General features: G+C 75.2%; 26 protein-coding genes. 15 read left to right on the plus strand and 11 right to left on the minus strand.

Features of this window, described 5'->3' with window-relative positions; genetic code table 11:
* The first annotated feature begins 92 nt into the window (after positions 1 to 92).
* Both HK417_RS06555 and HK417_RS06560 read left to right on the plus strand, forming a co-directional pair.
* Positions 93 to 1,511: a bifunctional 3-(3-hydroxy-phenyl)propionate/3-hydroxycinnamic acid hydroxylase gene (locus HK417_RS06555; protein ID WP_222264614.1), complete on the plus strand. Its 1,419-nt coding sequence runs from the start codon at positions 93 to 95 to the stop codon at positions 1,509 to 1,511.
* Positions 1,512 to 1,554: 43 nt separating this feature from the next.
* The gene (locus tag HK417_RS06560) at positions 1,555 to 2,772 is read left to right on the plus strand and encodes a cysteine desulfurase-like protein (protein WP_222264616.1); all 1,218 of its coding nucleotides are present in this window, start codon (positions 1,555 to 1,557) and stop codon (positions 2,770 to 2,772) included.
* Here HK417_RS06560 and HK417_RS06565 read toward each other — a convergent pair.
* Positions 2,747 to 3,211 (minus strand): SRPBCC family protein, encoded by a 465-nt coding sequence (locus tag HK417_RS06565; RefSeq protein WP_222264618.1) that lies wholly within the window; start codon positions 3,209 to 3,211, stop codon positions 2,747 to 2,749. The two genes, HK417_RS06560 and HK417_RS06565, sit on opposite strands and share 26 nt — an antisense overlap.
* A 99-nt stretch (positions 3,212 to 3,310) precedes the next feature.
* Here HK417_RS06565 and HK417_RS06570 point away from each other — a divergent pair, with 99 nt between their 5' ends.
* Together HK417_RS06570 and HK417_RS06575 are read left to right on the plus strand one after the other, a co-directional pair.
* A complete protein-coding gene (locus HK417_RS06570; protein WP_222264620.1) occupies positions 3,311 to 3,856 on the plus strand; it encodes a hypothetical protein in 546 nt (181 codons plus the stop codon).
* A gap of 89 nt (positions 3,857 to 3,945) precedes the next feature.
* On the plus strand, positions 3,946 to 5,799 hold the full coding sequence (locus HK417_RS06575) for a putative bifunctional diguanylate cyclase/phosphodiesterase (protein WP_222264622.1): 1,854 nt from the start codon (positions 3,946 to 3,948) through the stop codon (positions 5,797 to 5,799).
* Between the two features lie 4 nt (positions 5,800 to 5,803).
* Here HK417_RS06575 and HK417_RS06580 read toward each other — a convergent pair whose 3' ends face one another.
* The 4 genes from HK417_RS06580 to HK417_RS06595 all read right to left on the minus strand — a co-directional run bounded on the left by HK417_RS06580 (position 5,804) and on the right by HK417_RS06595 (position 8,307).
* Positions 5,804 to 6,283, minus strand: a complete 480-nt coding sequence (locus HK417_RS06580; RefSeq protein ID WP_222264624.1) for a pyridoxamine 5'-phosphate oxidase family protein — start codon at positions 6,281 to 6,283, stop codon at positions 5,804 to 5,806.
* Positions 6,284 to 6,356: 73 nt separating this feature from the next.
* A complete protein-coding gene (locus HK417_RS06585; protein ID WP_222264626.1) occupies positions 6,357 to 7,352 on the minus strand; it encodes an ABC transporter substrate-binding protein in 996 nt (331 codons plus the stop codon).
* Positions 7,353 to 7,372: 20 nt separating this feature from the next.
* Positions 7,373 to 7,873, minus strand: coding sequence for an ABC transporter substrate-binding protein (locus HK417_RS06590; protein WP_222264628.1), 501 nt, complete (start codon positions 7,871 to 7,873; stop codon positions 7,373 to 7,375).
* Complete coding sequence (locus HK417_RS06595) at positions 7,870 to 8,307, minus strand: hypothetical protein (protein WP_222264629.1); 438 nt, start codon at positions 8,305 to 8,307, stop codon at positions 7,870 to 7,872. Before HK417_RS06595 ends, HK417_RS06590 begins: the two co-directional genes overlap by 4 nt.
* A gap of 92 nt (positions 8,308 to 8,399) precedes the next feature.
* Between HK417_RS06595 and HK417_RS06600 the strand changes: the two genes are divergently transcribed.
* The 3 genes from HK417_RS06600 to HK417_RS06610 all read left to right on the plus strand — a co-directional run bounded on the left by HK417_RS06600 (position 8,400) and on the right by HK417_RS06610 (position 10,708).
* Positions 8,400 to 8,687: an SDR family oxidoreductase gene (locus HK417_RS06600; RefSeq protein ID WP_222264631.1), complete on the plus strand. Its 288-nt coding sequence runs from the start codon at positions 8,400 to 8,402 to the stop codon at positions 8,685 to 8,687.
* Between the two features lie 63 nt (positions 8,688 to 8,750).
* Positions 8,751 to 9,296 carry a cysteine hydrolase family protein gene (locus HK417_RS06605; protein WP_308123415.1) on the plus strand — a complete coding sequence of 182 codons (546 nt, stop codon included), beginning with the start codon at positions 8,751 to 8,753 and terminating at the stop codon, positions 9,294 to 9,296.
* Between the two features lie 122 nt (positions 9,297 to 9,418).
* Complete coding sequence (locus HK417_RS06610; RefSeq protein ID WP_308123416.1) at positions 9,419 to 10,708, plus strand: multidrug effflux MFS transporter; 1,290 nt, start codon at positions 9,419 to 9,421, stop codon at positions 10,706 to 10,708.
* 8 nt (positions 10,709 to 10,716) lie between these two features.
* Here HK417_RS06610 and HK417_RS06615 read toward each other — a convergent pair whose 3' ends face one another.
* Positions 10,717 to 11,406, minus strand: coding sequence for a TetR/AcrR family transcriptional regulator C-terminal domain-containing protein (locus tag HK417_RS06615; protein WP_222264635.1), 690 nt, complete (start codon positions 11,404 to 11,406; stop codon positions 10,717 to 10,719).
* Between the two features lie 38 nt (positions 11,407 to 11,444).
* Here HK417_RS06615 and HK417_RS06620 point away from each other — a divergent pair, with 38 nt between their 5' ends.
* Complete coding sequence (locus tag HK417_RS06620) at positions 11,445 to 12,434, plus strand: ATP-binding cassette domain-containing protein (protein WP_222264637.1); 990 nt, start codon at positions 11,445 to 11,447, stop codon at positions 12,432 to 12,434.
* A 4-nt stretch (positions 12,435 to 12,438) separates the two neighbouring features.
* Positions 12,439 to 13,308: an ABC transporter permease gene (locus HK417_RS06625; protein WP_222264639.1), complete on the plus strand. Its 870-nt coding sequence runs from the start codon at positions 12,439 to 12,441 to the stop codon at positions 13,306 to 13,308.
* Between the two features lie 4 nt (positions 13,309 to 13,312).
* Here the strand turns inward: HK417_RS06625 and HK417_RS06630 are convergent, their stop codons facing one another.
* Entirely contained in the window at positions 13,313 to 14,113 is an 801-nt protein-coding gene (locus HK417_RS06630) for a hypothetical protein (protein ID WP_222264641.1), read from the minus strand.
* Between the two features lie 99 nt (positions 14,114 to 14,212).
* On the opposite strand from HK417_RS06630, the gene HK417_RS06635 reads away from it, so the two are divergent.
* The 5 genes from HK417_RS06635 (at position 14,213) to HK417_RS06655 (ending at position 20,853) form a co-directional block, all read left to right on the plus strand.
* Positions 14,213 to 15,442: an MFS transporter gene (locus tag HK417_RS06635; protein WP_308123417.1), complete on the plus strand. Its 1,230-nt coding sequence runs from the start codon at positions 14,213 to 14,215 to the stop codon at positions 15,440 to 15,442.
* A gap of 116 nt (positions 15,443 to 15,558) precedes the next feature.
* Positions 15,559 to 16,107 (plus strand): (2Fe-2S)-binding protein, encoded by a 549-nt coding sequence (locus HK417_RS06640; RefSeq protein ID WP_222264643.1) that lies wholly within the window; start codon positions 15,559 to 15,561, stop codon positions 16,105 to 16,107.
* Positions 16,104 to 18,605, plus strand: a complete 2,502-nt coding sequence (locus HK417_RS06645; RefSeq protein ID WP_222264645.1) for a xanthine dehydrogenase family protein molybdopterin-binding subunit — start codon at positions 16,104 to 16,106, stop codon at positions 18,603 to 18,605. The genes HK417_RS06640 and HK417_RS06645 overlap by 4 nt, the downstream gene beginning before the upstream one ends.
* 60 nt (positions 18,606 to 18,665) lie before the next feature.
* Positions 18,666 to 19,523 (plus strand): FAD binding domain-containing protein, encoded by an 858-nt coding sequence (locus HK417_RS26390; RefSeq protein ID WP_222264647.1) that lies wholly within the window; start codon positions 18,666 to 18,668, stop codon positions 19,521 to 19,523.
* Between the two features lie 151 nt (positions 19,524 to 19,674).
* Positions 19,675 to 20,853 (plus strand): SRPBCC family protein, encoded by a 1,179-nt coding sequence (locus HK417_RS06655; RefSeq protein ID WP_222264649.1) that lies wholly within the window; start codon positions 19,675 to 19,677, stop codon positions 20,851 to 20,853.
* A gap of 88 nt (positions 20,854 to 20,941) precedes the next feature.
* Here HK417_RS06655 and HK417_RS06660 read toward each other — a convergent pair whose 3' ends face one another.
* From HK417_RS06660 to HK417_RS06675, 4 genes are read right to left on the minus strand one after another with little or no spacing between them, the layout of a single operon-like run.
* Complete coding sequence (locus HK417_RS06660; RefSeq protein ID WP_222264651.1) at positions 20,942 to 21,565, minus strand: alpha/beta hydrolase family protein; 624 nt, start codon at positions 21,563 to 21,565, stop codon at positions 20,942 to 20,944.
* Complete coding sequence (locus HK417_RS06665; protein ID WP_222264653.1) at positions 21,562 to 22,233, minus strand: HAD family hydrolase; 672 nt, start codon at positions 22,231 to 22,233, stop codon at positions 21,562 to 21,564. Before HK417_RS06665 ends, HK417_RS06660 begins: the two co-directional genes overlap by 4 nt.
* Complete coding sequence (locus tag HK417_RS06670; protein WP_222264654.1) at positions 22,230 to 22,916, minus strand: DedA family protein; 687 nt, start codon at positions 22,914 to 22,916, stop codon at positions 22,230 to 22,232. The genes HK417_RS06665 and HK417_RS06670 overlap by 4 nt, the downstream gene beginning before the upstream one ends.
* Positions 22,917 to 22,969: 53 nt before the next feature.
* Complete coding sequence (locus HK417_RS06675) at positions 22,970 to 23,566, minus strand: O-methyltransferase (RefSeq protein ID WP_222264656.1); 597 nt, start codon at positions 23,564 to 23,566, stop codon at positions 22,970 to 22,972.
* 103 nt (positions 23,567 to 23,669) lie between these two features.
* Here HK417_RS06675 and HK417_RS06680 point away from each other — a divergent pair, with 103 nt between their 5' ends.
* Positions 23,670 to 24,962, plus strand: a complete 1,293-nt coding sequence (locus HK417_RS06680; protein WP_222264658.1) for an amidohydrolase family protein — start codon at positions 23,670 to 23,672, stop codon at positions 24,960 to 24,962.

The raw sequence follows: 24,962 nt of genomic DNA on the forward strand, positions 1-24,962 counted from the left end.
GGCCGCGCCCGCGGGGTTGCCGAGCGTCGGAGGGGTTGTCTACTCCACGGGGGTGACGAGATGGCGGGTCCGGGACGCGGCAGACTCGCGGCGTGACGGTGGTCGTGGTGGGCGCCGGGCCGGTGGGCCTGACCGTGGCGCTGCTCCTGGCCCGCCGGGGCCTCGACGTCCTCGCGGTGGACCGGCATCCCGCGCCGTACCCGCAGCCGCGCGCGGTCCACCTCGACGACGAGGCGCTGCGGGTGCTGCAGGCTGCGGGCGTCGCCGACGCGTTCGTCCGGGTGAGCCGGCCGATGGCCGGGCTGCGCCTGCTGGACGACGCCGGTCGCACGCTCGCCGAGTTCCCGCGCGGGGACGGCGTGCACGGCTGGCCGCAGGCGTCGATGTTCAGCCAGCCCGACCTGGAGGCGGTGCTGCAGGCCGCGGTGGACGCCGAGCCGGGGGTCGAGGTGCGGCGGGGGACCGAGCTCACCGCCCTCTCGCAGGGGGACGGACCGGTCCTTCTCACCCTGCGCGACCGGCGCACCGGGGCGGAGGCGGGGACGACGGCGGAGGCGGTCCTCGGCTGCGACGGGGCGCACAGCACCGTCCGCCGGCTGATCGGCGGCTGGATGCAGGACCTCGGCCCCGCGGAGCGGTGGCTGGTCGTCGACCTGGCCTCGCGCGGACCGCTGCCGGTGTGGCCCGGGGTGCAGCAGGTCTGCGACCCCGCGCGCCCGGCCACCTTCATGCCGGTCGCCGGGGACCGCTACCGGGCCGAGTTCCGGCTGGCCGACGGCGAGGACCCGGCCGGTCTGGCCCTCCCCGCGCTGCTGGCCCGGTTCGGCGCCGAGGAGTGCGCCGTCGTCCGCGCCGCCGAGTACACGTTCGCCGCGCGGGTTGCCGACCGGTGGCGCGACCGCCGGGTGCTGCTGTGCGGCGACGCTGCCCACCTGACCCCGCCGTTCATCGGGCAGGGCCTGGCCCTGGGGCTGCGGGACGCCCACCAGCTCGCCTGGAAGCTGGCCGCGGTCCTGGCCGGCGCGGACGACGCGCTGCTGGACACCCACCAGGCGGAACGGGCGCCGCACGCGCGGGCGCTGGTGCGCCTCGCGGTGCTGCTCGGCCGGCTGATGACCGGAGGCGGGGCGCCGGCCGCGGTCACTCGCCGCGCCGTCCTCGCCGGCGTCCGCCGGACCCCGGCGCTCGCCGCGTTCGCCGCCGGGAGCAGCTCCCCGCCACTGCGCCCGGGACCGCTGGTCCGCCGCGCCCGGGTCGCGCCCGGCTCGCCGGTGGGTGTGCTGGTGCCCCAGCCGACGGTCCGGGTGGACGGCGCGGCCACCCGGCTCGACGACGTCCTCGGGCCGGACTGGGCGGTGCTCACCGCCGGCGGGCGGGTGCCGGCGGACTGGCCGGGCCGGGTGCTGCGGGTCGGGTCGGGCGGGCTGGGGTCGCCGGAGCTGACCCGGTGGCTGCGCGGCCGGTCGGTGCTGGTCCGGCCGGACCGGATCGTGGCCGCCGTCGCCCGCTGACCGGCCACCCGGCATGCTGGCAGGACCCCTTCGAGAGGACGAGATGAGCTTCGACGTCGCCGCGGTCCGCGCCCACTTCCCGGCCCTGCAGGCGGGGGTGGCCCACTTCGACGGCCCGGGCGGCTCGCAGACCCCCGACGTGGTCGCGCAGGCGGTGGCCGCCACCCTGACCAGCCCCATCGCCAACCGCGGGCGGGTCACCGCGGCCGAGCGCGCGGCGGACGACGTCGTCCTCGCCGCCCGGCAGGCGGTCGCCGACCTGACCGGCGGGGTGCCCGGCGGCGTGGTCTTCGGCCGCAGCGCCACGGCCCTGACCTACGAGTTCTCCCGGGTGCTCGCCGCCGGCTGGGGACCGGGGGACGAGGTCGTGGTGACCCGGCTGGACCACGACGCCAACGTGCGCCCGTGGGTGCAGGCCGCCGCGGCGCGCGGCGCGGCCGTGCGCTGGGCGGACTTCGACCCGGCGACCGGCGAGCTGGACCCCGCCACGGTCGGGGCGCTGCTGTCCCCGCGCACCCGGCTGGTCGCCGTCACCGGCGCCTCCAACCTGATCGGCACCCGCCCCGACCTGCCCGCGATCACCGCGCTCGCGCACGCCGCCGGCGCGCTGACCTGGGTCGACGGCGTGCACCTGACCGCGCACGTGCCGGTGGACGTCGCCGCGCTGGGGGCGGACTTCTTCACCTGCTCGCCGTACAAGTTCCTCGGCCCGCACTGCGGCTGCCTGGTGGTGTCCCCCGACCTGCTCGGGACGCTGCACCCGGACAAGCTGGCGCCCTCGACCGACGCCGTGCCGGAGCGGTTCGAGCTGGGCACCCTGCCGTACGAGCTGCTCGCCGGCACGACCGCGGCGGTCGACTTCCTCGCCGGCATCGCCGGTCCCGAGGGCGACCGGCGCGGCCGCCTGGCGGCGGCGCTGGCGCAGGTGGAGGAGCACGAGGACCGGCTGCGGGAGCGGATCGAGGATGGTGTCCGCGCGCTGCCCGGCCTCACGCTGTGGTCCCGCGCGGCCCGGCGCACCCCGACCCTGCTGTTCACCTTCGACGGCCGGGACGCCGCCGACGCGTACCGGTTCCTCGCCGAGCGCGGCGTCAACGCCCCCGCGGGCAACTTCTACGCCCTCGAGGCCTCCCGGCACCTCGGTCTCGGGGACACCGGTGGCCTGCGGGCCGGGCTCGCCCCCTACAGCGACGAGTCGGACGTCGACCGGCTGGTCGCCGGGCTCACCGCGTTCCTCACCGCGCCTCGGCGATCCGCTTGATGGCCGCCAGGGTCGCCGGGATCCCCTCGTGGGCGGCGCGGATGCGCTCCTCGACCTGCCGCGGCGCGTCCGCGCCGTACTTCTCCCGGAAGAAGGCCTGACCGGCGGGGAGGAACTCCCAGGACTCGGTGAGCCGGGTCCCGCCGTCCACCGGTTCCAGCGTGTAGCCCCACCGGGTGTTGCGGCCGCCGACCAGCCAGGCGAACTCCCGCCCCCGGTCCGCGGCGACCACCTGGCTGCGGGTCTCCCACGTCCGGTCGGGCAGCTCGTTGCGCCCGGTGAACCAGTCCCCGACCTGCCCCGACGCGCCCTCGTCCCACCAGCAGCCCCGGCAGACCGGGCTCCACTCCCCGGTGCGCGTCACGTCGGAGACCAGGTCGTAGACCTCCTCGGGGGAGGCCCGCACGACGATCGAGTCGCGGTGGCTGAGGTTGCTCACCGGGGCAGTCTGCCCTCCCGCCGGGGCGACGGCGCGTGGATGTGGAACGGCGGGGTAGGGGGTCCCTGGCCGCTGACCCCCAGGAGCAAGGAGCACTCCATGGCACGCAACACCCTGTCCCGATCGCTGCACGACGTCGGACTGGCGGCCTGGTTCGGGGGCACGCTGGCCAACGCCGTCGCCCTCAACCCCGCCTCGGCCGAGGCCGGCTCGGCCTCCGCGACCGGCGCCGTCGCCAACGCCGGCTGGGACCGGTGGACGCCGGTCAACGCCGTCGCCATCGGCGCGCACCTGATCGGCAGCGTCGGGCAGCTGATCGGCAACCGGACGCGGGTCACCCAGCAGCAGGGCGTCGGCGGCATGTCGCTGGCCAAGACCGCGCTCACCGCGGCCGCCCTCGGGGTGACCGCCTACAGCCGGGCGCTGGGCAAGATCGTCTCCCAGGAGGGCGCCACCCCGTCCTGGCGGGCGACGAGGCCGTCCAAGCGGGCCCGGGCGGAGGTCGCCGCCGCGCAGCTGCGGCTTGACCAGCTGCAGTGGGTCGTGCCTGCGCTCACCGGCGCGCTGGTGGTCGTGAGCTCCTACGCGGGTGAGCAGCAGCGGCCGGGCGAGGTCGCCCGCGGGCTGGCCGAGAAGACCGGCTGAGCTGTTCCGCGGGGCGGGCTCTCCCCCCGGAGGGGGGACCCGGCCCGTGGCGACTACAGCCCGGTGGCCGGGTCGCCGATGCCCCCGAGGTGATCGCCCACGCCCGGAGCCGACTGGTCGCCGCCCTCCCCCGGGGGCGGCGGCTCCCGGACGCCGTCTGGCAGCGCCGGCACGAGGTCATCGTCGGGCTGGGTCTGGCGTCGGCCGGGGCGCTCCTCGTGCTGTGCTGGGCCTGGGGTGAGAGCCAGCTGACCGCCGCCGTGGTGTTCTCGGTGGTTGCGGCCCCGCTGCTGGTGGCGCGGATCCCGGCGCTGGGGCGCGTGCCCCGCGCGGCGGCGGCCACCGCCGGCCTGATGGCGGCCTCGGTCGCGCTCGTCCACCTGTGGACGGGGGTCACCGAGGCGCACTTCGTCTTCTTCGTGATGGTCGGCGTGATCTCCCTGTACCAGGACTGGGTGCCCTTCGGGATCGCCCTGCTCGTGGTCATCGCGCACCACGGGATCCTCGGCACGCTCCACCCGCACGCCGTCTTCGGTCACGACGCCGCGCACGACCCGTGGCTGTGGGCGGGGATCCACGGGGCGTTCGTGCTCGCGGCGAGCCTGGCGCACCTGGCCGCCTGGCGGCTCAGCGAGGCCCAGGGGCTCAGCGACCCGCTGACCGGGCTGGCCAACCGGGCCAGGCTCGAGGAGGCCGCCGGCCGCCTGCTGCGCGCCGACGAGCCGGCCAGCATCGTGTTCGTCGACCTGGACGGCTTCAAGGAGGTCAACGACAGCCGGGGCCACGCCAGCGGGGACGTCGTGCTGCTCGAGGTCGCCGCCCGGCTGACCCGCAGCGTGCGCCCGCAGGACCTCGTGGCCCGGATCGGCGGTGACGAGTTCGCGCTGCTGGTCCCCGACGGGCCGGCGACGGCCCGCACGGTGGCCGAGCGGGTGCTGCAGGCCCTCGGCCTCCCGGTCCAGCTCGAGGAGGGCACGGCGACCGTGCACGCCAGCGCCGGCCTGGCCACCGCCACCGACGAGGACGCCCCCTCGGTCGAGTCCCTCCTGCGGAACGCCGACCTGGCGATGTACCTGGCCAAGTCCCAGGGCGGAAACCGGGTGGTCGCCTACGCCGACGGCATGGCCGAGGCCGCCGCGCGGCGCGCCGGGCTGATGCAGGACCTGGCCGCGGCCACCGCCGCCGACCAGCTCGAGGTCTACTACCAGCCGACCATCAGGCTCAGCGACGGCGCCACCACGGGCTTCGAGGCGCTGGTCCGCTGGCACCACCCGGTGCGCGGGCTGGTGCCGCCGGCGGAGTTCATCCCGCTCGCCGAGCAGAGCGGCGTGATCACCGAGATCGGCGCCTGGGTGCTGCGGGAGGCCCTCGTCCAGGGTGCGGCCTGGTCCGCGGCGTCGGGCACCTCGCTGCGGATGGCGGTCAACCTCTCGCCCCGGCAGCTGATGGACGGCGACGTCCCCGCGCAGGTCGAGGCCGCGCTGCAGGCGACCGGTTTCCCCGCCGGGCAGCTCACGCTCGAGGTGACCGAGGGCATGCTCGTGCAGGACGTCGACCGCGTGGTCGCGCAGCTGGAGCAGCTCCGGGCCCTGGGCATCGCCGTCGCGATCGACGACTTCGGCACCGGCTTCGCCGGCCTGTCCTACCTGCACCGGCTCCCCGCCGACGTGCTGAAGATCGACCGGAGCTTCGTCGGCGACCTGCCGCGGGGCGCGTCGTCGGCGACGCTGATCGCCTCGGTCATCCAGCTGGCCGGCACGCTGGGCCTCGAGGTCGTCGCCGAGGGAGTCGAGACCGAGGAGCAACGCCAGGCCCTGGCCGAGCTGAACTGCGGCCACGCCCAGGGTTACCTCTTCGCCCGCCCCCAGCCGGCGGACCAGGTCCTGGTCCCCGAGGCCGCCGGGCGCCGTCCCCTCGCGGTGGGCCCCGCGCCGGTGGGCTGACCGGCTAGAGCCGGACGGTCTCGTTCTCCCCGCCGGAGAACCGCTGCCCGGTCACCTTGGCCTTGGCGAAGCTGAGGACGGTGGCGATCCGCCCGCCGGGGGTGTCCCAGTACTCGGCCGAGGTGGCCTCGACCCGCAGCAGCGCGACGCTGTCGTCGTCCGGGCCCTGGGGGAGCCACGCCTCCGTGGCGCTGTTCCACAGCTCCCGCTTCCTCGCCGCGTCGTCGACCACGGCGGCGCGGCCGGTGAGCGACACCCAGGTCGCGCCCGAGCCGACCGTGACGTTGACCTCCGGGTGGCCGTCGAGGTGTCCCACCTTCCGGGAGGCGCGCTCGGCGAAGAACCACAGGTCGCCGTCGAACTCCACCTCCTGCAGGGCCATCGGCCGGCTGGTCAGCGTGCCCTGCGGGGCGATGGTGGTGAGCATGCCGATCCGCTGACCGCGCAGCAGCTCGGCGACCTTGCGGCTGTCGTCGCTGGTCATCGTCGTCCTCTCCGTCGGTGTCCTCCCCGCCTGCCCAGGACGCGCCGGACCGACACCTGGCCGGTCGCGACGCTCAGCCGAGCGCGCCGGCGAACAGCGGGACGGCGTTCTCCAGCGCGTACTCGATGCCCAGGACCGAGCCGCTGGAGAAGGCGCTGACCAGCGTCGGGTCCTCCAGCACCACGCCGTGCCCCGCCTGCACCGACGGGACCGCCTGCCACAGCGGGTTGCCGGTGATCAGGCCGGCGTCGACGAAGATCGGGAAGGCGATGGTCAGGTCGGCGTGCAGCAGCGGCAGCTGCTCCTCGCTGATCGAGACGTAGAAGTTGTCCGCCGCCTGCTCCTGGACCGCCGGGGCGTTGGTGAAGCCGAGCTGCTCGAGGAAGTCGACCCGGCTGTCCCCGCGCACGTAGGCGCCCCAGCCGGCGGAGGTGTAGGCGGCGACGGCCACCGTCCTCCCGGCGAACTCCGGGTGGGCCGCGGCGGCGTCGGCGAACTGCCGGCCGACCTCCTCCTCCAGGGTCCGGGCCTCCTCCGCCCTGCCCAACGCCTGGCCGACCAGGTCCAGCTGCTGCTGCCAGGTGGTCTGGTACGGCCCCGCGCCCTCGGGCTGGTCGATCGTCGGCGCGATCGCGCTGAGCGCGTCGTACCGCTCCTGGGTGGCGGCGGAGCGGGTGTCGAGGATCAGGTCCGGCTGCAGCGCGGCGATCTGCTCGTAGCTGGGCTCGAGGGTCTCGACGAGCTCCGGCGCCTCGTCGTAGCGGCCCTCGGCCCACGGGCCGACGCCCTCCCCGCCGAAGCCGAGCCAGTCGCTCGCGCCGACCGGCTGGACGCCGAGTGCCAGGGCGGTCTCGGCGTCGGACCAGCCGAGCGCGACCACCCGGACCGGCTCCTCCTCGACGGTGACGTCGCCGAAGGCGGTGCTGACGCTGACCGGAAAGGCCCCCGAGGTGCCCGCGTCGGACGCCGCGCCGTCGCCGGGATCCGGTTCGCCGGAGCCGGAGCCGCAGCTCGTGACGACCAGGGCGGCCGCCAGCAGGGCGGTGCCGCGGAGGGCGAGTCGGGACATGGGGGTGCTCCTCGGTTCGGTCAGGCGGCCGCGGACAGCGCGTCCAGGTAGGCGTCCAGGCCCCAGGTCAGGGACAGGACGGTCGGCGGGGAGACGGCGGCGATGAGCTCGTCGCCGACCAGCGTGGCGTGGTGCCCGCCGGTGACCTGCGCCATGGTCTGCGCGTAGGGCTGGGCGGCGAAGGCGTCGGCCTCCTCCTGCGTGGAGGCGTAGCTGAGCAGGATGTCGCTGGTCAGCTCGGAGACCCGCTCGTAGCTGAGCGTGTAGTAGAAGGTCGACTCGCCGGTGGACAGCTCCCCCACGCTGGGCGCGACGGTCAGCCCCAGGTCGGTGAGGAACTCGACGCGGGAGTCGGCCTCCTCGTACACGTAGAAGGTGCCGGCGGTGTCCCAGACCGCGGCCACGGTCTTCCCCTGCAGCTCGGGGTGCGCGGCGGCGGCGTCGGCGATGGTCCGGTCCGTCTCGGCGACCAGGTCCGCGGCCTCCTCCGCCCTGCCCAGGGCCTGGCCGACCGTCGTCACGACGTCGTGCCAGGGGGTGGTCCACGCCTCGCCAGGATCACGTCCGGCTGCGCGGCGGCGACGGCCTCGAACGGCGCCTCGTCGCCGTCGGGCAGCACGGTCGGGGTCTCCGCGCCGAGCGCGTCGAGCTCCTCGGCGATCCACGGGAGGACGCCGTCCTCGTCGCCGCCGTACTCCTGGAACGGGATCGCGACGGGGACGACGCCGAGGGCGAGCGCCGCGTCGGTGCTGCCGAAGCCCCAGGTGACGACGTCCTGCGGCTGCTCCTCGATCGTCGTCTCGCCGAAGGTGTGCTCGATGGTGGTCGGGAAGGCGCCGGTGGCCTCGCTGGCGGCGGCGGCGTCGGCCGGGGCCTCGGACCCGGAGCCGCAGCTGGTCCCGACGAGCGCGGCGGCCAGCAGCGCGGCGCCGCGCAGGGCGGGGCGGGGGGACATCGGATCTCCTCGGTCAGTCAGGGAAGGCTCACCTAACCATCGCGAGGCCACGGTCCGGTCACCGGGGCGTGCCGGCCGACGCAGGATGGGGCATGGCCACTCCCCGTCCCGTCACGGTCGTCACCGGTGCCGGCCCCGGCATCGGTGCCGCCACCGCCGTCCACCTGGGCATCCGGGTGATCGGGGTGGCCCCGGGCACGGTGCGCACCGGCATCCACGCCGCCGCCGGCGACCCCGGCCGGCCCGACCGGGCGGCGGACCGGGTGCCGATGGGGCGCGCCGGGGAGCCGGTGGACGTCGCCCCGGCGATCGCCTGGCTGCTCGGGCCCGAGGCCGGCTACGTGACCGGGGCGACCCTCCGCATCGCCGGCGGCCTGTGACCCGGCCCGCGTGCGTGGCCGCCACTAGGGTCCGCGAGGAGCGGACCGTCGGAGGAGGCGCCTGTGACCGGGGTGGATGACTGCCGGCTGGTCGTCGTCGACGCGCAGCGCGTCTTCGCCGACCCGGCCTCGCCGTGGGGCGCCCCACGGTTCGCCGAGGCGCACGCGAACGTCCGCCGGCTGGTCGACGCGCACCACGGCACGGTCGTGCACACCCGCTTCATCGCGCCCGCGGAGCCCACCGGCGCGTGGGTGGCCTACTACGAGCAGTTCCCCTTCGCGTTGCAACCGCCGGACTCCCCGCTCTACGAGCTGGTCGACGACCCCGGCGACGCCCCGGTCGTCGTCGCCACCACCTTCGGCAAGTGGGGGCCGGACCTCGCCGCGCTGATCGGCCAGGGGCCGGTGCTGCTGACCGGCGTCTCCACCGACTGCTGCGTGCTCTCCACCGCGCTCGGCGCGGCGGACGCCGGGGTCGAGGTGCGGGTGGTCGCGGACGCCTGCGCGGGCGCGACCGACGCCGACCACGAGCGGGCCCTGGCGGTCATGGCGCTCTACGCGCCGCTGATCACGATCACCACGACCGAGGCGGTCCTCGCCTCCGTGTGACCGCCCGGTGAACTCTCGCGGCGGGCGGAATGTGGTTGGCCCGTGCGGACTTGTCGTCGGTAGCCAGGTCCTGGCCAGTGCAGCTCCGGGACGACGACGCCGCTCAGTCCCCGGGGGACCCCGTGACCACCACCCAGCAGCGACCGGCCGCACCGGCCGGGGTCGCCACCGCCCATCGCCCGCCGGCACCTCGACCGCCCGGTCAGGCGCGCACCGCGCTCACCCTCGGCGCGTTCGTGGCGCTCGGGCCGCTGACCATCGACATGTACCTGCCGGCGCTGCCGACGATCACCGACGAGCTGCGGACGACGTCGGCCATGGTGCAGCTCACCCTCACCGGCACGCTGGTCGGCCTGGCGCTGGGGCAGCTCGTGCTCGGCCCGTTATCCGACGCGCTGGGCCGCCGCCGGCCGCTGATCGCCGGGACCGTGCTGCACGTGCTCGCCTCGCTGCTGGTGCTGATCGCGCCGAACATCCACGTGCTCGGCGCGCTGCGGTTCCTGCAGGGCATCGGGACGGCGGCCGGCGCGGTGATCGCCATCGCCGTCGTCCGGGACCTCTACGACGGCCGGGCCGCGGCGACCATGCTGTCCCGGCTGTTCCTGGTCATCGGCGCCGCTCCGGTGCTCGCGCCCACCATCGGCGGCGAGCTGCTGCGGTTCACCTCCTGGCGCGGGGTCTTCGTGCTGCTCGCGCTCTACGGGGCGCTGCTGCTGGTGGTGGGGCTGACCTCGCTGCGGGAGACGCTGCCGCCCGAGCGGCGGAGCAGCAACGGCGTCGGCGGGACGCTGCGCGCCTACCGCGGGCTGTTCCGCGACCGCGCCTACGTCGGGCTGGTGCTGGTCGCCGGGCTGACCATGGCCGCGCTGTTCGCCTACGTCTCCGGCTCGTCGTTCGTCTACCAGGAGCAGTTCGGCCTGGACGAGCAGCAGTTCGGCCTGCTCTTCGGCGCCGGGGCCTTCTGGCTGATCGCCGCCACCCAGCTCAACCCGGTCGTGCTGCGGCGCTGGTCACCGGCCCGGGTGTTGGTCGCCGCCACGGTGGCCGGCACGCTCGCCGGAGTCGTGCTGCTCGTCCTGGCCGGCACCGGCACCGGTGGGCTTTTCGGCGTCGCCGTGCCCCTGTGGGCGGTGCTCGCCGCCGCCGGGTTGGCGCTGCCGAACGCGCCGGCGCTCGCGCTGTCCCGGCACGGCGAGGCGGCGGGGACGGCGGCCGCGCTGCTGGGCGCGGTGCAGTTCGGCGTCGGCGCGGCGGTCTCCCCGCTGGTGGGCCTGCTGGGCAACGACGCGGTGGCGATGGGCGTGGTGATCGTCGGTGCGCTGGTGCTCGCCGTCGTCGTCCTGGTCGTCGTCGTCCGGCCCTGGCAGCTGCCCGAGCCGGACGAGGAGGCAGCGCCGGTCGCGGCGCACTGACCGGGCGGTCAGTCCTCGCGGGTGTACCGGGCGCGCAGGCCGGCGACCAGCAGGTCCAGGCCGAACTCGAAGACCGCCGTGTCCGGGCCGGCCAGCCGCTCGGTGATCGCGGCCAGCAGCAGTGGCTGCCCGGCCAGCAGCTCGGCCCCCAGCGCGTCCAGCCCGGCGTCGTCCGGGTCCGGCAGCGGCTGGGTGGCCGCCCGCTCGGCCTCGGCCTGCCACTCGGTGGCGCTGCCGATCACGTAGGCGCCGATCGCGAAGAGCGTCTGCTGCGCCTCGCCCGGGGTCATCCCGACGCCGGTCAGCACCCCGAGGGCCCGCTCGATCCCGACGAACGTCTCCGGGCTGGGCCGGTTCCCGGCCAGCACCCGCGGCGCGTCCCGGGTCGCGGTGAGCGCCGCGAACATCCGCCGGGCGTCCGCCCGCAGCCACTCCCACCAGGCCTGGTCCTCGTCGGGGCCGGCGTAGGCCGGGCCGGCCCGGCGGAGGAGCTCCTCGGCCATCAGGTCCATCAGCTGGCGCTTGTTCTCCACGTGCCAGTAGAGGGTCGGCGCCGACACCTCCAGCCGGGCGGCGATCCGGCGGAACGACACGGCCTCCAGCCCGCCCTCGGCGAGCAGCTCGAGCGCGACCCGCACGATTGCATCCCGGCTCACCGGCGCGCGGGCCGGGGCGTCGGTCACCTCGTCGGAGAACACGCTTGACACCCTAACGGTGGTAGAGAACGGTGTGCGCTGTGTCTAACGCCGTTAGAGAACTCGCGATCGACGTCCGCGGCCTGCGGAAGACGTACAAGGGCGGCGACGCCGCCGTCGAGGCCGTGCGCGGCATCGACCTGCAGGTGGAGACCGGGCAGACCTACGGCTTCCTCGGCCCTAACGGCGCGGGCAAGTCCACGACGATCGAGATGCTCTGCACCATCCGGAACCCGACCGCGGGCACCGCGCGGGTCGCCGGGTTCGACGTCGTCCGCGAACGCGACCAGGTCCGCCGGCGGATCGGCCTGGTCTTCCAGCAGCAGACGCTGGACCAGCAGCTCACCGCCGAGCAGAACCTGCGGTTCCACGCCGACCTCTACGGGCTGTCGCGCGCCGAGGGAGCCCGGCGGATCGCCGAGGTGCTGGAGATGGTGGCCCTCGCCGACCGCCGCAAGGACCCGGTGACCCGGTTCTCCGGCGGCATGAAGCGCCGGCTGGAGATCGCCCGCGGACTGGTGCACTCGCCTCAGGTGCTCTTCCTCGACGAGCCGACCATCGGCCTGGACCCGCAGACCCGGGCCGCGATCTGGGACTACCTGCACGACCTGCGCCGCCGCACGCAGATCACCGTCTTCGTGACCACGCACTACATGGACGAGGCCGAGCACTGCGACCGGATCGCGATCATGGACCACGGCGAGGTGGTCGTCGAGGACACCCCGGAGGCGCTGAAGTCCAGCGTCGGCACCGACCGGATCGCGGTGCGCACCGACGACGACGAGCTGGCCATCGCCCGCGTGCGGCAGCGCCTGGGCGTGGAGGCCGCGATGCGCGAGGGGCAGGTCACGCTCGCCGTCCCGGACGGCGCCTCCGTCGTCCCCCGGCTGTTCACCGAGCTCGACGTCGGCATCCGGGCGGTGACCGTGACCCGGCCCAGCCTGGACGACGTCTTCCTGACCTACACCGGCCGCACCATCCGTGACTCCGAGGGACCGCAGGCGATGGCCCCGTTCGCCGGGAGGCGATGACCGCATGACCACGCAGGAGACCGCGCGTCCCACCGCGGAGCCGATCGCCGAGGTGCGCAACGACCTCGCCCACCAGGTGCGGGCGGCGTGGGTCGTGACCCGGCGGGAGCTGCTGCGCTTCCGGCAGGACCGGGCGCGGATGGTGACGATGCTGCTGCAGCCGCTGCTGTTCGTGTTCGTGATGGGCACGGGGCTGGGCAGCATCGTGGAGACCGGCGGCAGCACCAGCTTCCCGACGTTCCTGTTCCCCGGCGTGCTGGCCACGTCGGTGCTGTTCACCGCCGCCTTCGCGGGCATCTCGCTGGTCTGGGACCGGGAGTTCGGGTTCCTCCGCGAGATGATGGTCGCGCCCATCTCCCGGGCGTCGATCATCTGGGGCAAGTGCCTGGGCGGCGCCATCGTCGCGACCGGGCAGAGCCTGGTCCTGCTGGCGATCGTGGGGACCGTCGGCATCCCCTACGACCCGGTGCTGCTGCTCCAGCTCGCGGGCTGCCTGTTCCTGGGGTCGCTGCTGCTGACCGCGCTGGGCGTCCTGCTGTCGACCCGGATCAAGACGATCCAGGCGGCCATGCCGGTCAGCCAGCTGCTGATCATGCCGATGATGTTCCTGTCGGGGGCGCTGTTCCCGGTCAGCGGCCTGCCGGACTGGCTGTCGGTGCTCACCCGGCTCAACCCGCTGACCTACGTGGTGCAGCCCATGCGGCACCTGGTGCTCGCGCACCTGGACCTGACCGCGGCCGAGCGGGAGCGGCTCGTCCCGGTGCTCAGCTGGTTCGGGTGGGAGGTGCCGGTCGGCGTCCAGCTGCTGGCCGTCGCCGTCCTCACCCTCGGCCTGGTCGGCCTGGCCGCCCGCACCTTCCGGACGACGGAGTGAGGGCTCAGCGGATCAGCACCGGCGCCGAGGTGCCCACCTGCTCGAGCCGGGTCACCCCGGTCGCCGGGCTGGTGATCGACTCCTCCAGCCAGAACACGTAGTACGTGCCCCGGGTCAGCCCGGGCAGGCTCGCCGTGACCTGCTGGCAGCCCTCGGGCTGGGCGACGGTCACCGCCACCGGGGCGGGCTGCCGGCCGGCCACCGCGTCCTGGCTGACCGCCGCGACCCGGTAGCCCTGCACCTCGCCCCGGTTGTCCGAGGGGAAGGTGACGGTCGCCGAGCCCACCCCGGCGGTGACGCCCGGGCTGACCCGGCGCGGGGAGCCGGTGCCGCCGCAGGCCGGCTCGCGCGGGGTGAGCACCGGGGCGACGCCGTGCGCCGCCCAGGGCCGGATCGAGACGCCGGCCGGGCGCGGGGGCTGCGGGACCACCAGGCCCCCGGAGCTCGTGCTGCTGTCGCCCACCGTCTCGCCGCCGGAGTCGCCGGCGATCGTCCCGTGCTCGAAGGAGAGCCCGCCCGACAGCGCGGTGCTGCCCACCCCGGAACTGACGGTGACCCCGCCGTTCGGGATGGCCCGGCTCGTCGCGGCCGCGGCCACGTCGAGCACGGCGGGGGCCAGCTGGGAGGCGGCCACCAGGCCGCCGGCGGCCACGCCCACCACGGGGGTGAGCCAGCGGGCGAGGCGCCAGCGGGTCCGCGCTGGGCGGCGCAACCGCGCTGGGCGGGTGCCGCGGACCGGGGTCCGGGTGGTCGTCCGGGCGGTCGCGCCGGTGCGCGCCGCCGTGCCTCGCCTGTCGTCCGCCACGACACCCCTCTCCAGGTCCTCGGGTGCTCATCGGCACCGCGGCACCCCGGCTTGAGCCCAGGTGGGAATGCCGGCGGCGCCGGCCGTCTTGGGCCCGACGTGAGCACCACCCCGGTCCAGACGTCGACGATCGACTCGGGTCCGGGTGCCGGCCCACGCACCGCGCGCCGGGCGGCGCCGGCCATCGCCGCGCTGGCGCTGGGCGCCTTCGCCATCGGCACCACCGAGTTCGTGACCATGGGCCTGCTGCCCGACATCGCCCAGGGCACGGGCGTCTCCATCCCCGCCGCCGGGCACTTCATCTCCGCCTACGCGCTGGGCGTCGTGGTCGGCGCCCCGGTGATCGCCGCGCTCGGCGCCCGGCTGCCCCGCCGTGGCCTGGCCGTCGGGCTCATGGCCGCCTTCCTGCTCGGCAACGCGCTCACCGCGGTCGCCTCCGGCTCCGGGGCCCTGCTGGTGGCCCGGTTCGTCGCCGGCCTGCCGCACGGCGCCTACTTCGGCGTCGCCTCGCTGATCGCGGCCGCGCTCGTGCCCCAGCACCAGCGCGGCCGGGCGGTCAGCTCGGTGATGCTCGGGCTGGCCGTGGCCAACGTCGCCGGGGTGCCGGCCGGCACCTGGCTGGGGCAGCACCTGGGCTGGCGGTCCGCGTACTGGGCGGTCGTCGTCATCGCCGCGCTGACCATCCTGTCCGTGCTCGCCGTCGTGCCCGCGGTGGCCGGGAAGGCCGAGGCCACGCTGCGCACCGAGCTGGGCGCCCTCCGCCGTCCGCAGGTGGTGCTCACCGTGCTGGTGGCCACCGTGGGGTTCGGCGGGCTGTTCGCGATGTACAGCTACATCGCGCCGATCGTGACCGACGAGGCCGGGATGCCCGCGGGGTTCGTCCCGGTGGTGCTGCTGGCGTTCGGCGTCGGCGGCGTGGTGGGCATCTCGCTGGGCGGCAGGCTCGCCGACCGGGCGCTGTTCCCCTCCCTGGTCGGCGCGACCGTGAGCACCGGCGTGCTGCTGGCCCTCACGGCGCTCGCGGCCGGGCACGCGGCGACCCTCACCGCGGCGGTCTTCCTCGTCTCGGTGTCCGCCTCGACCATGGTCGTGCTCCTCCAGATGCGGCTGATGGAGGTCGCCGGCGAGGCGCAGATGCTCGGCGCGGCGCTGAACCACTCGGCGCTCAACGCGGCCAACGCCCTGGGTGCCTGGCTCGGCGGCCTCGTGATCGCGGCCGGCTGGGGGTACCGCGCCCCGAGCTGGGTCGGCGCGGGGCTCGCCGTCCTCGGGCTGGGGTTCCTCGTCGTCTCCGCCGTCCTCCGCCGGCGGGAGCGCGCCACCTCCTGAACCCGCAGCTGAGCGCGCCGCCCGGGTGGCATTCGGAACGTGTCGGCTGACACACTCCGATCACGACCGGGGCGTGACCCCGGTCACACCTGCCCAGCAACGGAGCGGAGGAGCCGGTGACGCGGATCGACGTGCGTGTCGACGGGGTGTCGTACCAGGACGAGGTGGAGCCCAGGACCCTGCTGGTCCACTACCTACGAGAGCAAGTCGGCAAGGTCGGCACCGTCGTCGGCTGCGACACCAGCAACTGCGGCGCGTGCACCGTGCACCTGGACGGCCAGGCGGTGAAGTCGTGCACCGTGCTCGCGGTGCAGGCCGACGGCTGCCAGGTGACGACGATCGAGGGCATCGCCGACGGCGCCACCCTGCACCCGGTGCAGCGGGCGTTCCACGAGATGCACGGCCTGCAGTGCGGCTTCTGCACCCCGGGCATGATCATGGCCTCGATCGACCTGCTCCAGGAGAACCCCGACCCCAGCGACACCGAGGTCCGCGAGGGGATCGAGGGCAACCTCTGCCGGTGTACCGGCTACCAGAACATCGTCCGGGCGGTGCAGCACGCGGCCGCGGAGATGCGCGGTGACCAGGGTGCCGCCGGCAACGGGCCCGCCGAGCCGGCCGAGGCCCACACCGTCGCCGCGCCGCACGTGGCGGTGCAGGCATGACGGCCGTCGAGGACCGCCCCGGCATCGAGTCACCCGCGCCCGCCCGCGAGGTGGGCCAGGCCCGCCGGCGCAAGGAGGACGCCCGGCTGATCACCGGCCGGACGACGTGGACCGACAACCTGGTGCTGCCCGGGATGCTCCACCTGTCGGTGGTCCGCAGCCCTGTCGCCCACGCGAAGATCAGCGCGATCGACGTCAGCGCGGCCCAGCAGGCGCCCGGTGTGATCGCCGTCTTCACCGGCCGTGACTTCGCCGACGAGCAGGGCTCGATCCCCTGCGCCTGGCCGGTCACCCCGGACATGGTCAACCCCGGGCACCCGTCGCTGGCCGTCGACGAGGTCAACCACGTCGGCGAGGCGGTCGCCGTCATCGTCGCCCGCAGCAAGGCGGCGGCGGCCGACGCCGTGGAGCTCGTGGACGTCGACTACGACTCGCTGCCGGTGGTGCTGGACATGGAGGAGGCGCTCGGCGAGCAGCCCGTCCTCACCCACGACCACCTGCAGTCCAACGAGAGCTTCCACTTCGTGTTCGACGGCGGTGAGAACGGCGTGGCCGACGACACCGACCGGGCGTTCGCCGACGCCGAGGTCGTGGTCAGCCGCCGGTTCGTGCAGCAGCGCCTCATCCCCGCGTTCATGGAGCCGCGCGCGGTCGCGGTCCAGCCGCAGGGCGACAACTACACGATGTGGTCCTCCACGCAGGTGCCGCACATCCTGCGGCTGATGCTGGCCATGGTCACCGGCGTCCCCGAGCACAAGCTGCGGGTCATCGCCCCGGACGTGGGCGGCGGGTTCGGCGGCAAGCTGCAGGTCACCCCCGAGGAGGTCATCGCCCTCCTGGTCGCCCGGCGGCTCGGCAAGCCGGTCAAGTGGGCCGAGAGCCGCAGCGAGTCGCTGATGAGCGCCCACCACGGCCGGGACCAGGTCCAGTACATCGACATCGCCGCCGACCGCGAGGGCAACGTCAAGGGCCTGCGCTGCCGGATCCTCGCCGACATGGGCGCCTACCTGCGCCTGGTCAGCCCCGGCGTGCCGATCCTGGGCGCGTTCATGTTCAACGGGATCTACAAGTTCCCGGCCTACCGGTTCGAGTGCCGGGGCGTGTTCACCAACAAGACGCCCACCGACGCCTACCGCGGCGCCGGCCGGCCGGAGGCCACCTTCGCCGTCGAGCGGATCATGGACGAGCTCGCCGTCGAGCTGGACATGGACCCGCTGGAGCTGCGGCGGAAGAACTGGATCAAGGCCGAGGAGTTCCCGTTCACCACGTGCGCCGGGATGACCTACGACAGCGGCGACTACGACGCCGCGACCGAGCAGGCGCTGCAGCTCATCGGCTACGACGAGCTGCGCGCCGAGCAGGCGCGCCGCCGGGAGGCGGGCGACCCGGTGCAGCTGGGCATCGGCTTCTCCACCTTCACCGAGATGTGCGGGCTGGCGCCCAGCCGGGTGCTCGGCTCGCTGTCCTACGGCGCGGGTGGCTGGGAGCACGCCTCGATCCGGATGCTGCCCTCCGGCAAGGTGGAGGTGGTCACCGGGTCCAGCGCCCACGGGCAGGGCCACGAGACGGCGTGGAGCCAGCTGGTCGCCGACCGGCTCGGCGTGCCGTTCGAGGACGTCGAGGTGCTGCACGGCGACACGTCGATCGCCCCGCGCGGCCTGGACACCTACGGCTCCCGCTCACTGGTGGTCGGCGGGGTCGCGGTGGTCAACGCCGCGGACAAGGTGGTCGCCAAGGCCCGCCGCGTCGCGGCGCACATGCTCGAGGCGGACGAGGACGACCTGGAGTTCGCCGGCGGGAAGTTCTCCGTCCGCGGCACGCCGGGCAGCGACATCGGCATCCAGGAGATCGCGCTGGCCACCTTCGCGGCGCACGACTTCCCTGAGGGGGTCGAGCCCTCCATCGACGCCGACGCCACCTACGACCCGGAGAACTTCTCCTTCCCGCACGGCACGCACATCTGCGCGATGGAGGTCGACACCGAGACCGGGTTCGTGAAGATCCGGAAGTACGCGTGCGTCGACGACGTCGGCACGATCGTCAACCCGCTGATCGTCGAGGGCCAGGTGCACGGCGGCCTGGCCCAGGGCATCGCCCAGGCGCTCTACGAGGAGGCGGTCTACGACGCCGACGGCAACCTCACCACCGGCACGTTCGTCGACTACCTGGTGCCCTCGGCGGCCGACCTGCCGCACTTCGACACCGGCAACACGGTGCACGCGGCGCCCGGCAACCCGATCGGGGCCAAGGGCGTGGGGGAGGCGGGGTGCATCGCGAGCACCCCGGCGGTGGTCAACGCGGCCCTTGACGCCGTCCGGCACCTGAGCGTCCGGGACATCCGGATGCCCCTGACACCCGAACGCGTGTGGCGGGCACTCCACGACGGCGGGGACGGCGGCGACCGCGCCACCGCGGGCACCAACGCCTACGGCGGGGCGCAGACCGAGACCACCGCCGGCGTCTCCACCCCCCAGTCCGCCCTCGGAGGCGACCGGTGATCCGCCGAGTCGACGAAGGAGCCGAGCAGTGATCCGCCGAGTCGACGAAGGAGCCGAGCAGTGATCCCCGCCCAGTTCGACTACGTCCGTCCCACCACGGTCGAGGAGGCCCTCCAGGCCATCGCCGACGGCGGTGAGGACGTGAAGGTCCTCGCCGGCGGGCAGTCGCTCATCCCAGTCATGCGGTTGCGGCTGGCCGCACCCGAGACGGTGGTCGACCTCGGCCGGGTGGCGGAGCTGCGCGGGGTCCGCGAGGAGGGCGACTCCCTCGTCGTGGGTGCGATGACGACGCACGCCGACGTCCTCACCGACCCGTTGCTCGCCCGCTACGGCCGGCTGGTCGTGCAGGCCACCGAGACCGTCGCCGACCGCCAGGTGCGGCGGCGCGGCACCTTCGGCGGAGCCCTGGTGCACGCCGACCCGGCCGGGGACCTGCCGGCGGTGGCCCTGGCACTGGACGCGGAGTTCGTGCTCGCCGGCCCGGGCGGGCGCCGCACGGTGCCGGCGACGGAGTTCTTCGTCGACTACCTGACCACCGCGCTGGAGGAGGGGGAGCTGCTGGTCGAAGTCCGGCTGCCCAAGCTCGGCGAGGACTGGGGGGTTCGGTACGAGAAGTTCAACCGGGTGGCCCAGGCCTGGTCGATCGTCGCGGTGGCCGCGGCCGTGCGGCGGGAGGGCGGCCGGATCGCCGAGGCCCGGATCGGGCTGACGAACATGGGGTCCACGCCGTTGCGGGCGCGGGCGACCGAGGCGGCACTGGTCGGCGTCGACGTCAGCATGGAGACGGTGACCGCGGCGGCCGCTCAGGCCGCGGAGGGCACCAACCCCAGCAGCGACCTCAACGCCCAGGCCGACTACCGCCAGCACCTCGCCCAGGTGCTGACCCGGCGGGCGGTGGCCGCGGCCGTCGGCCTCTGACCCAGGCCGGTGCCGGACCGGTCCGTCCCGTTCGCGGGGCGCCGGTCCGGCGCGCCCGGTCCCGGTCCACCTGCACGACCGTCGCGGTCGTGGTCGGATGACAGGTGCGCGGGTGCGAGCGCCCGGGCCGCACACACTCGGAGGTCCTGCAGTGCAGCTGGAGAACTCGTTCACCGTCCCGGTGCCGATCGACGATGCCTGGCGGGTGCTGCTGGACATCGAGCGGATCGCCCCCTGCATGCCCGGTGCGGTCCTGGACTCGGTGACCGGCGACGAGTTCACCGGCCGGGTCAAGGTCAAGCTCGGGCCGATCAACCTGACCTACCAGGGCAGGGCCTCGTTCGTGGAGAAGGACGGCACCGCCCATCGGGCCGTGATCGACGCCAAGGGCAAGGACCAGCGGGGCAACGGCACCGCCGCGGCCACCATCACCGCGACCCTCGCCGCCCAGGGCAGCACGACCCGGGTCGACGTCCTCACCGACCTCAACATCACCGGCCGGCCGGCCCAGTTCGGCCGGGGCGTGATGACCGACGTGGGCAACAAGCTGCTCGGCCAGTTCGCCGACAAGCTCGCTGCCCAGCTGGGCAGCGCCGGCGGCGACGTGCAGGTCGACCAGGAGGCGGCCGCCACCTCGCAGGAGCCGACCGTGGCGAAGGCGACCGCCGCCGCGGCCGCCAAGGCCGCGGCGACGACGGCCGGCGTGGTCGAGGAGGTCGCGGCCTCCGCAGAGACCTCCGCCGGCGAGGCCCCGGCCGGCGACGCGGTCACGAAGGTCGCGGCCGCGGCCAGGAAGACCGCCGCTGCGGCCGCGGACGCCGCTGCCTCGGCGGAGGAGACCGCCGCCGAGGCCCCGGCCACGGCGGCCACGGCCCCCGCGAAGGCGGCGAAGGCCGCCCCGGCCAAGGCGGCTAAGGCGGCGAGGTCCACGGTCGCCCCCGCGGCGGAGACCCCGGCGGCCACCGAGGGCGCCGCACGGGGCGCGGTGCCCGACCCCACGGCGGTTCCGGCGAAGAAGGCGCCCAGCGCGCCGCCGTCGGGCACCACCGCGCCGCCGAACCGGCCGGCCGGTGCCGGCCCGGCCAGGAGCACCCCGGTCCGCAGCACGCCCGCCAAGGCCACCACGGCCGCCGCGTCCAGCGCGCCGTCAACCACCGCGCCGGTCACCCCGCCGGCCCCGCGCCGGCTGAGCACCGCCGAGCCCGAGCCGATCGACCTGCTCGAGGTGGCCGGCACCGCGGCGTTCACCCGCTACGCCGGGCCCGCGGCCGGTCTGGGCGTCCTGCTGCTGCTCATCGCGCTGCTCGTGCGCCGGCGCCGCCACAGCTGACGTCGCGGAGCGCGGTCCCCGCCGCTCGGCCGAGGCGTTCCCCCGCATTCCTGTGCTCTGCATACCCCTGGCATGCAGAGCACAGGAATCAGGAAGACAACTCCCGGAGCCAGCCCACCGTCGCGGCGGCGACCGCCTCGGGGTCCTTCTTCAGCGCGTGGTCCCCGGGGACGGCGACCACCCGACCGGCGTGCCCGGCCAGCGCGGCCGCCACCTCGGCGGGCCGGCCGAACGCGTCGGTCTCGCCCTGCACCACCAGCAGCGGGACGGCGACCCCCAGCAGCTCGGCGGCCCGGCTCTTCTCCGGCTTCCCGGGCGGGTACAGCGGGAACGCCAACGCCAGCACACCCGCCGCGCCCTCGGTCGATGCGGTCCGGCAGGCCACCCGGGCGCCGGCGCTGCGGCCGGCGAGCACGAGGGGTCCCGCGAGATCACCGGTCGCGCGGAGGTCCGCCAGCACCGCCGTCCAGGCCTCGTCCAGCCGCGGTGGCGCGGGCGCGATCCGCTTACCGGCCACCCGCCACGGCTGCTCCACCCGCAGCACGCGCCAGCCCGCGCCCGCCGCGGCCTGCGCGACGGCGGTCAGGTCGGCCGAGTCGACGCCGCCGCCTGCTCCGTGGCCGAGGAGGAGCGTGCCGGCGACGTCCCCGGCCGGACCCTCGAACCGCACCCGGGCCGGGCCGAGCAGGGTGGCGACGTCACGGGTGGTCACGCGTCGGGGAGGTCGAGCAGGCCCGCGACGACGTCCGGCAGCGACTCCCCGGACACGTGCGGCTCACCGAACACCGGCGGGAAGACGCGCTCGGCACGGGCCGCCCAACCCCCGGTGAGGCCGGCCTGCTGGGCCCCGTACACGTCCCAGGAGTGGACGGCGACCAGGGCGAGCTGCGCGGGCGGCACGTCGCACACGCCCGCGGCCCACAGGTACGCCTCCCGGCTGGGCTTCCAGGCTCGGATCGTCTCGGTGCTGAGCGTCCGCTCCACCAGCGCACCCAGCCCGCCGCGGGTCAGCCCGGCCTCGGCCACCCCGGGCGACCCGTGGGTGAGCGTCACCACCCGCACCCCGGCCTCGGTCAGGCGGCGCAGCGCCGGCTCGACGTCCGGGTACGGCACCAGCTCCAGGAACCGGTCGGCGACGTCGGCCCGCTGGGCCGCGGACAACCCGGTCAGCTGGGCCAGCGAGGCCTCGAAGGCGTCCCGGAACCGGCACCAGGCTCCGGCCACGGTGGCCGCGAAACCGGTGCCCAGGGTCCGGGCGAACACGGTCGGCAGCAGCTCGGCCGGCTCGCCGTGCTCCACCAGCGCCGCCCGGACCGGGGCGAGGTCGAGCAACGTCTCGTTGACGTCGAACGCGACCACCCGGGGGCGGGTGCGGGTCACGCGGTGCGGTCCTTCTTCGCCGCCTTGCGCTGCGCGGTGGCGCTGTCGGGGTGCTTGCGGGCGTACAGGTCCGTGGCCCGGCGGTAGACCATCCACGCCACACCCAGCACGACGGCGGCGACCACCGCGTAGTCCAGGTAGTGCAGGTTCTCCTGCACGAAGTCCCCGGCCGCCACGCCCAGGCCGATGAGCACGCTGTTCCAGATCAGGCTGCCGCCGGCGGTGAACAGCAGGAACTGCGGCCACGGCATCCGCACGACCCCGGCGGGCACCGAGATGAAGCTGCGCACGATCGGCACCATCCGGCCGAAGAAGACCGCCGACCGGCCGTGCCGCTCGAACCACTCGAAGGTGCGGTCGACGTCCTCGGTCTCCACCAGGGGGAGGCGGTCGAGGAACGCGTGCGAGCGCTGCGGTCCGAGCGCCCGGCCCACCAGGTAGAGCACCACGGCGCCCAGGACCGAACCGATGGTGGCGGCGATGATCGTCGGCACGATGGACATCCGGCCGTCGTTGATCAGCACCCCGGCGGCGCCCAGCACGGCCTCGCTGGGGATCGGCGGGATCACCGTCTCGATGAGGATCGTGAGCCCGACCCCCACCACGCCCAGCTTCTCGACGAGGTCGAGGAGGAAGCCGGTGATGCCTCCCTGGTCGGAGGAGGCCGCGGCGAGGAGGGACATGGCCTCCACGGTATCCGCGGGTCCTGGCGGGCACCGGCCGACGGCCGGGACCCTCACCCCGCTGTGTGGCTCCTCACAGCCAGCAGCTGCCCGTTGTCGGTGCGGCTGAGGGCCACCTGCAGGGCCGGCTCGGCGTCCACCAGCGCGAGGAACGGGGCGACGTCCTCCGGGTGGGAGAGCACGTTGTCGACCACGAGCAGGCCGCCCGGGCGCAGCACCCGGACCGGGTGCGGCCACCACCCGGGGTAGGCCGGCCGGTGGGCGTCGAGGAGGACGACGTCCTGGCTGCCGTCCGGCAGCCCGGCCAGCACCTCGCCGCCGTCGGCGCAGCGCAGCTCGACCCACCGGTCCAGGCCCACCGCAGCCAGGTTCGCCGCGGCGGCCCGCTGCGCGTCGGCGTCCGGGTCCACGGTGAGGACCCGGCCGTCGACCGGTCGCACCGCGTCGGCCAGCCAGAGCGTCGAGTACCCGTTGGAGGTGCCGATCTCCAGCACGCGGGCGGCGCCCATCGCCTGCAGCACCACCGCGAGCAGCGCCGCGGCCTCCGGGCCGATGTTGCGCCGGCGCAGCTCACGGTCGGGCTGAGCCGCGTCGTGGCGCAGGCCCTCGGCGTACAGCTCGTCGACGAAGCGGCGGACCTCGGCGTCCATACCGGCCCCTCCCGATGGTCGATCCGGGCGCCCATCCTGACGCGCCGCCCCGCGGGGGCCGTCGGCGGGCCGGGGCGGGAGGGCCACAGTAGGTTCAGCAGCCATGGTGCAGCGCTTCACAGCCCGGGCCGTCGTCGTCGGGGACCGCGCCGGCACCGTCGTCCCCGATGCCGTGCTCGACGTCGAGGACGGGCTGATCCGCTGGGTCGGCCCCGCCGCGGACGCCCCGCCGGCCGAGGGTGCCGAGGTGATCCGGCTGCCGGGGGTGCTGACCCCCGGCATGGTCAACACGCACGCCCACTCGCCGATGGTGCTGTTCCGCGGGCAGGGCGAGGGGCTGCCGCTGGACCGCTGGCTGCGGGAGGTCATGTGGCCGCGGGAGGCGCGGCTGACGCCGGAGGACGTCGAGGTCGCGATGACCGCCGCCTCGGCTGAGATGCTCCGCCACGGGGCGACGACCAGCGTCGAGATGTACTTCCACCCGGAGCGGATCGCCGCCGCGGTGCGGGTCACCGGCGCCCGGGCGGTCGTCGCCAACCCGCTGATCGGGCTGCCCGGCTTCGGCACCTTCGACGAGCAGCTGGCCACCGCCGTCCGGCTGGCCGCCGACGGCGACGACCAGGTCGAGTACGGCATCGGCCCGCACGCGGCGTACACGGTGCCGCTCCCGGTCCTCGCCCAGGCCGCCGCGGCCGCCCGCGAGCAGGACCTGCTGCTGACCGTGCACGTCGCCGAGACCGCGACCGAGGGTGACGAGCTGCTCGCCACGCACGGCGTCAGCGTCCCCCGGCTGCTCGCGGCGCACGACGTGCTGGGCGGCCGGGTGCTCGGGGCGCACTGCGTGCACATGGACGACGGCGACCTCGAGGTGTGGCGGGAGTACGACGTCGCCGTGGCGCACTGCCCGAGCAGCAACGCCAAGCTGGCCAGCGGCACCGCCCGGCTGCGGGACATGCTCGACCTCGGCATCCGGGTGGGGATGGGCACCGACGGGCCGGCGTCCAACGACAACCTGGACCTGTTCGAGGACGTCCGGCTGGCCGCCCAGCTGGCCCGCCTGCGCGAGCGGGACGCCACCGCGCTCACCGCCGCCGAGGCGTTCTGGCTGGCCACCGGGGGAGCGGCCGCGGCGATCGGCCGCGCCGACCTCGGCCAGCTGACCGCTGGGCGCCGGGCGGACCTGGTGCACGTGGACACCGAGGACATCGCGTTCGTGCCGGTCGGCGACGAGACCGACCTGCTCACCCACCTGGTGTGGTCGGTGGGCAGCCGGCACGTGCGGGACACCTGGGTGGCCGGCCGCCGGGTGGTCGCCGACGGGACGTCGACGACGGTGGACGAGGCCGCGCTGCGCGCCGACGTCCAGACCCGGGCCCTGCGCCTCGCCGGCCGCTGA

The sequence above is a fragment of the Modestobacter marinus genome (assembly GCF_019799945.1).
GTDB lineage: Bacteria > Actinomycetota > Actinomycetes > Mycobacteriales > Geodermatophilaceae > Modestobacter > Modestobacter marinus_B.

Excerpts from the sequence above, each read along its gene's own strand:
- HK417_RS06560 (WP_222264616.1), top strand. The coding sequence starts at position 1,555 with ATGAGCTTCGACGTCGCCGCGGTCCGCGCCCACTTCCCGGCCCTGCAG.
- HK417_RS06570 (WP_222264620.1), top strand. The coding sequence starts at position 3,311 with ATGGCACGCAACACCCTGTCCCGATCGCTGCACGACGTCGGACTGGCG.
- HK417_RS06580 (WP_222264624.1), bottom strand. The coding sequence starts at position 6,283 with ATGACCAGCGACGACAGCCGCAAGGTCGCCGAGCTGCTGCGCGGTCAG.
- HK417_RS06585 (WP_222264626.1), bottom strand. The coding sequence starts at position 7,352 with ATGTCCCGACTCGCCCTCCGCGGCACCGCCCTGCTGGCGGCCGCCCTG.
- HK417_RS06595 (WP_222264629.1), bottom strand. The coding sequence starts at position 8,307 with ATGTCCCCCCGCCCCGCCCTGCGCGGCGCCGCGCTGCTGGCCGCCGCG.
- HK417_RS06600 (WP_222264631.1), top strand. The coding sequence starts at position 8,400 with ATGGCCACTCCCCGTCCCGTCACGGTCGTCACCGGTGCCGGCCCCGGC.
- HK417_RS06625 (WP_222264639.1), top strand. The coding sequence starts at position 12,439 with ATGACCACGCAGGAGACCGCGCGTCCCACCGCGGAGCCGATCGCCGAG.
- HK417_RS06645 (WP_222264645.1), top strand. The coding sequence starts at position 16,104 with ATGACGGCCGTCGAGGACCGCCCCGGCATCGAGTCACCCGCGCCCGCC.
- HK417_RS06670 (WP_222264654.1), bottom strand. The coding sequence starts at position 22,916 with ATGTCCCTCCTCGCCGCGGCCTCCTCCGACCAGGGAGGCATCACCGGC.
- HK417_RS06675 (WP_222264656.1), bottom strand. The coding sequence starts at position 23,566 with ATGGACGCCGAGGTCCGCCGCTTCGTCGACGAGCTGTACGCCGAGGGC.
- HK417_RS06680 (WP_222264658.1), top strand. The coding sequence starts at position 23,670 with ATGGTGCAGCGCTTCACAGCCCGGGCCGTCGTCGTCGGGGACCGCGCC.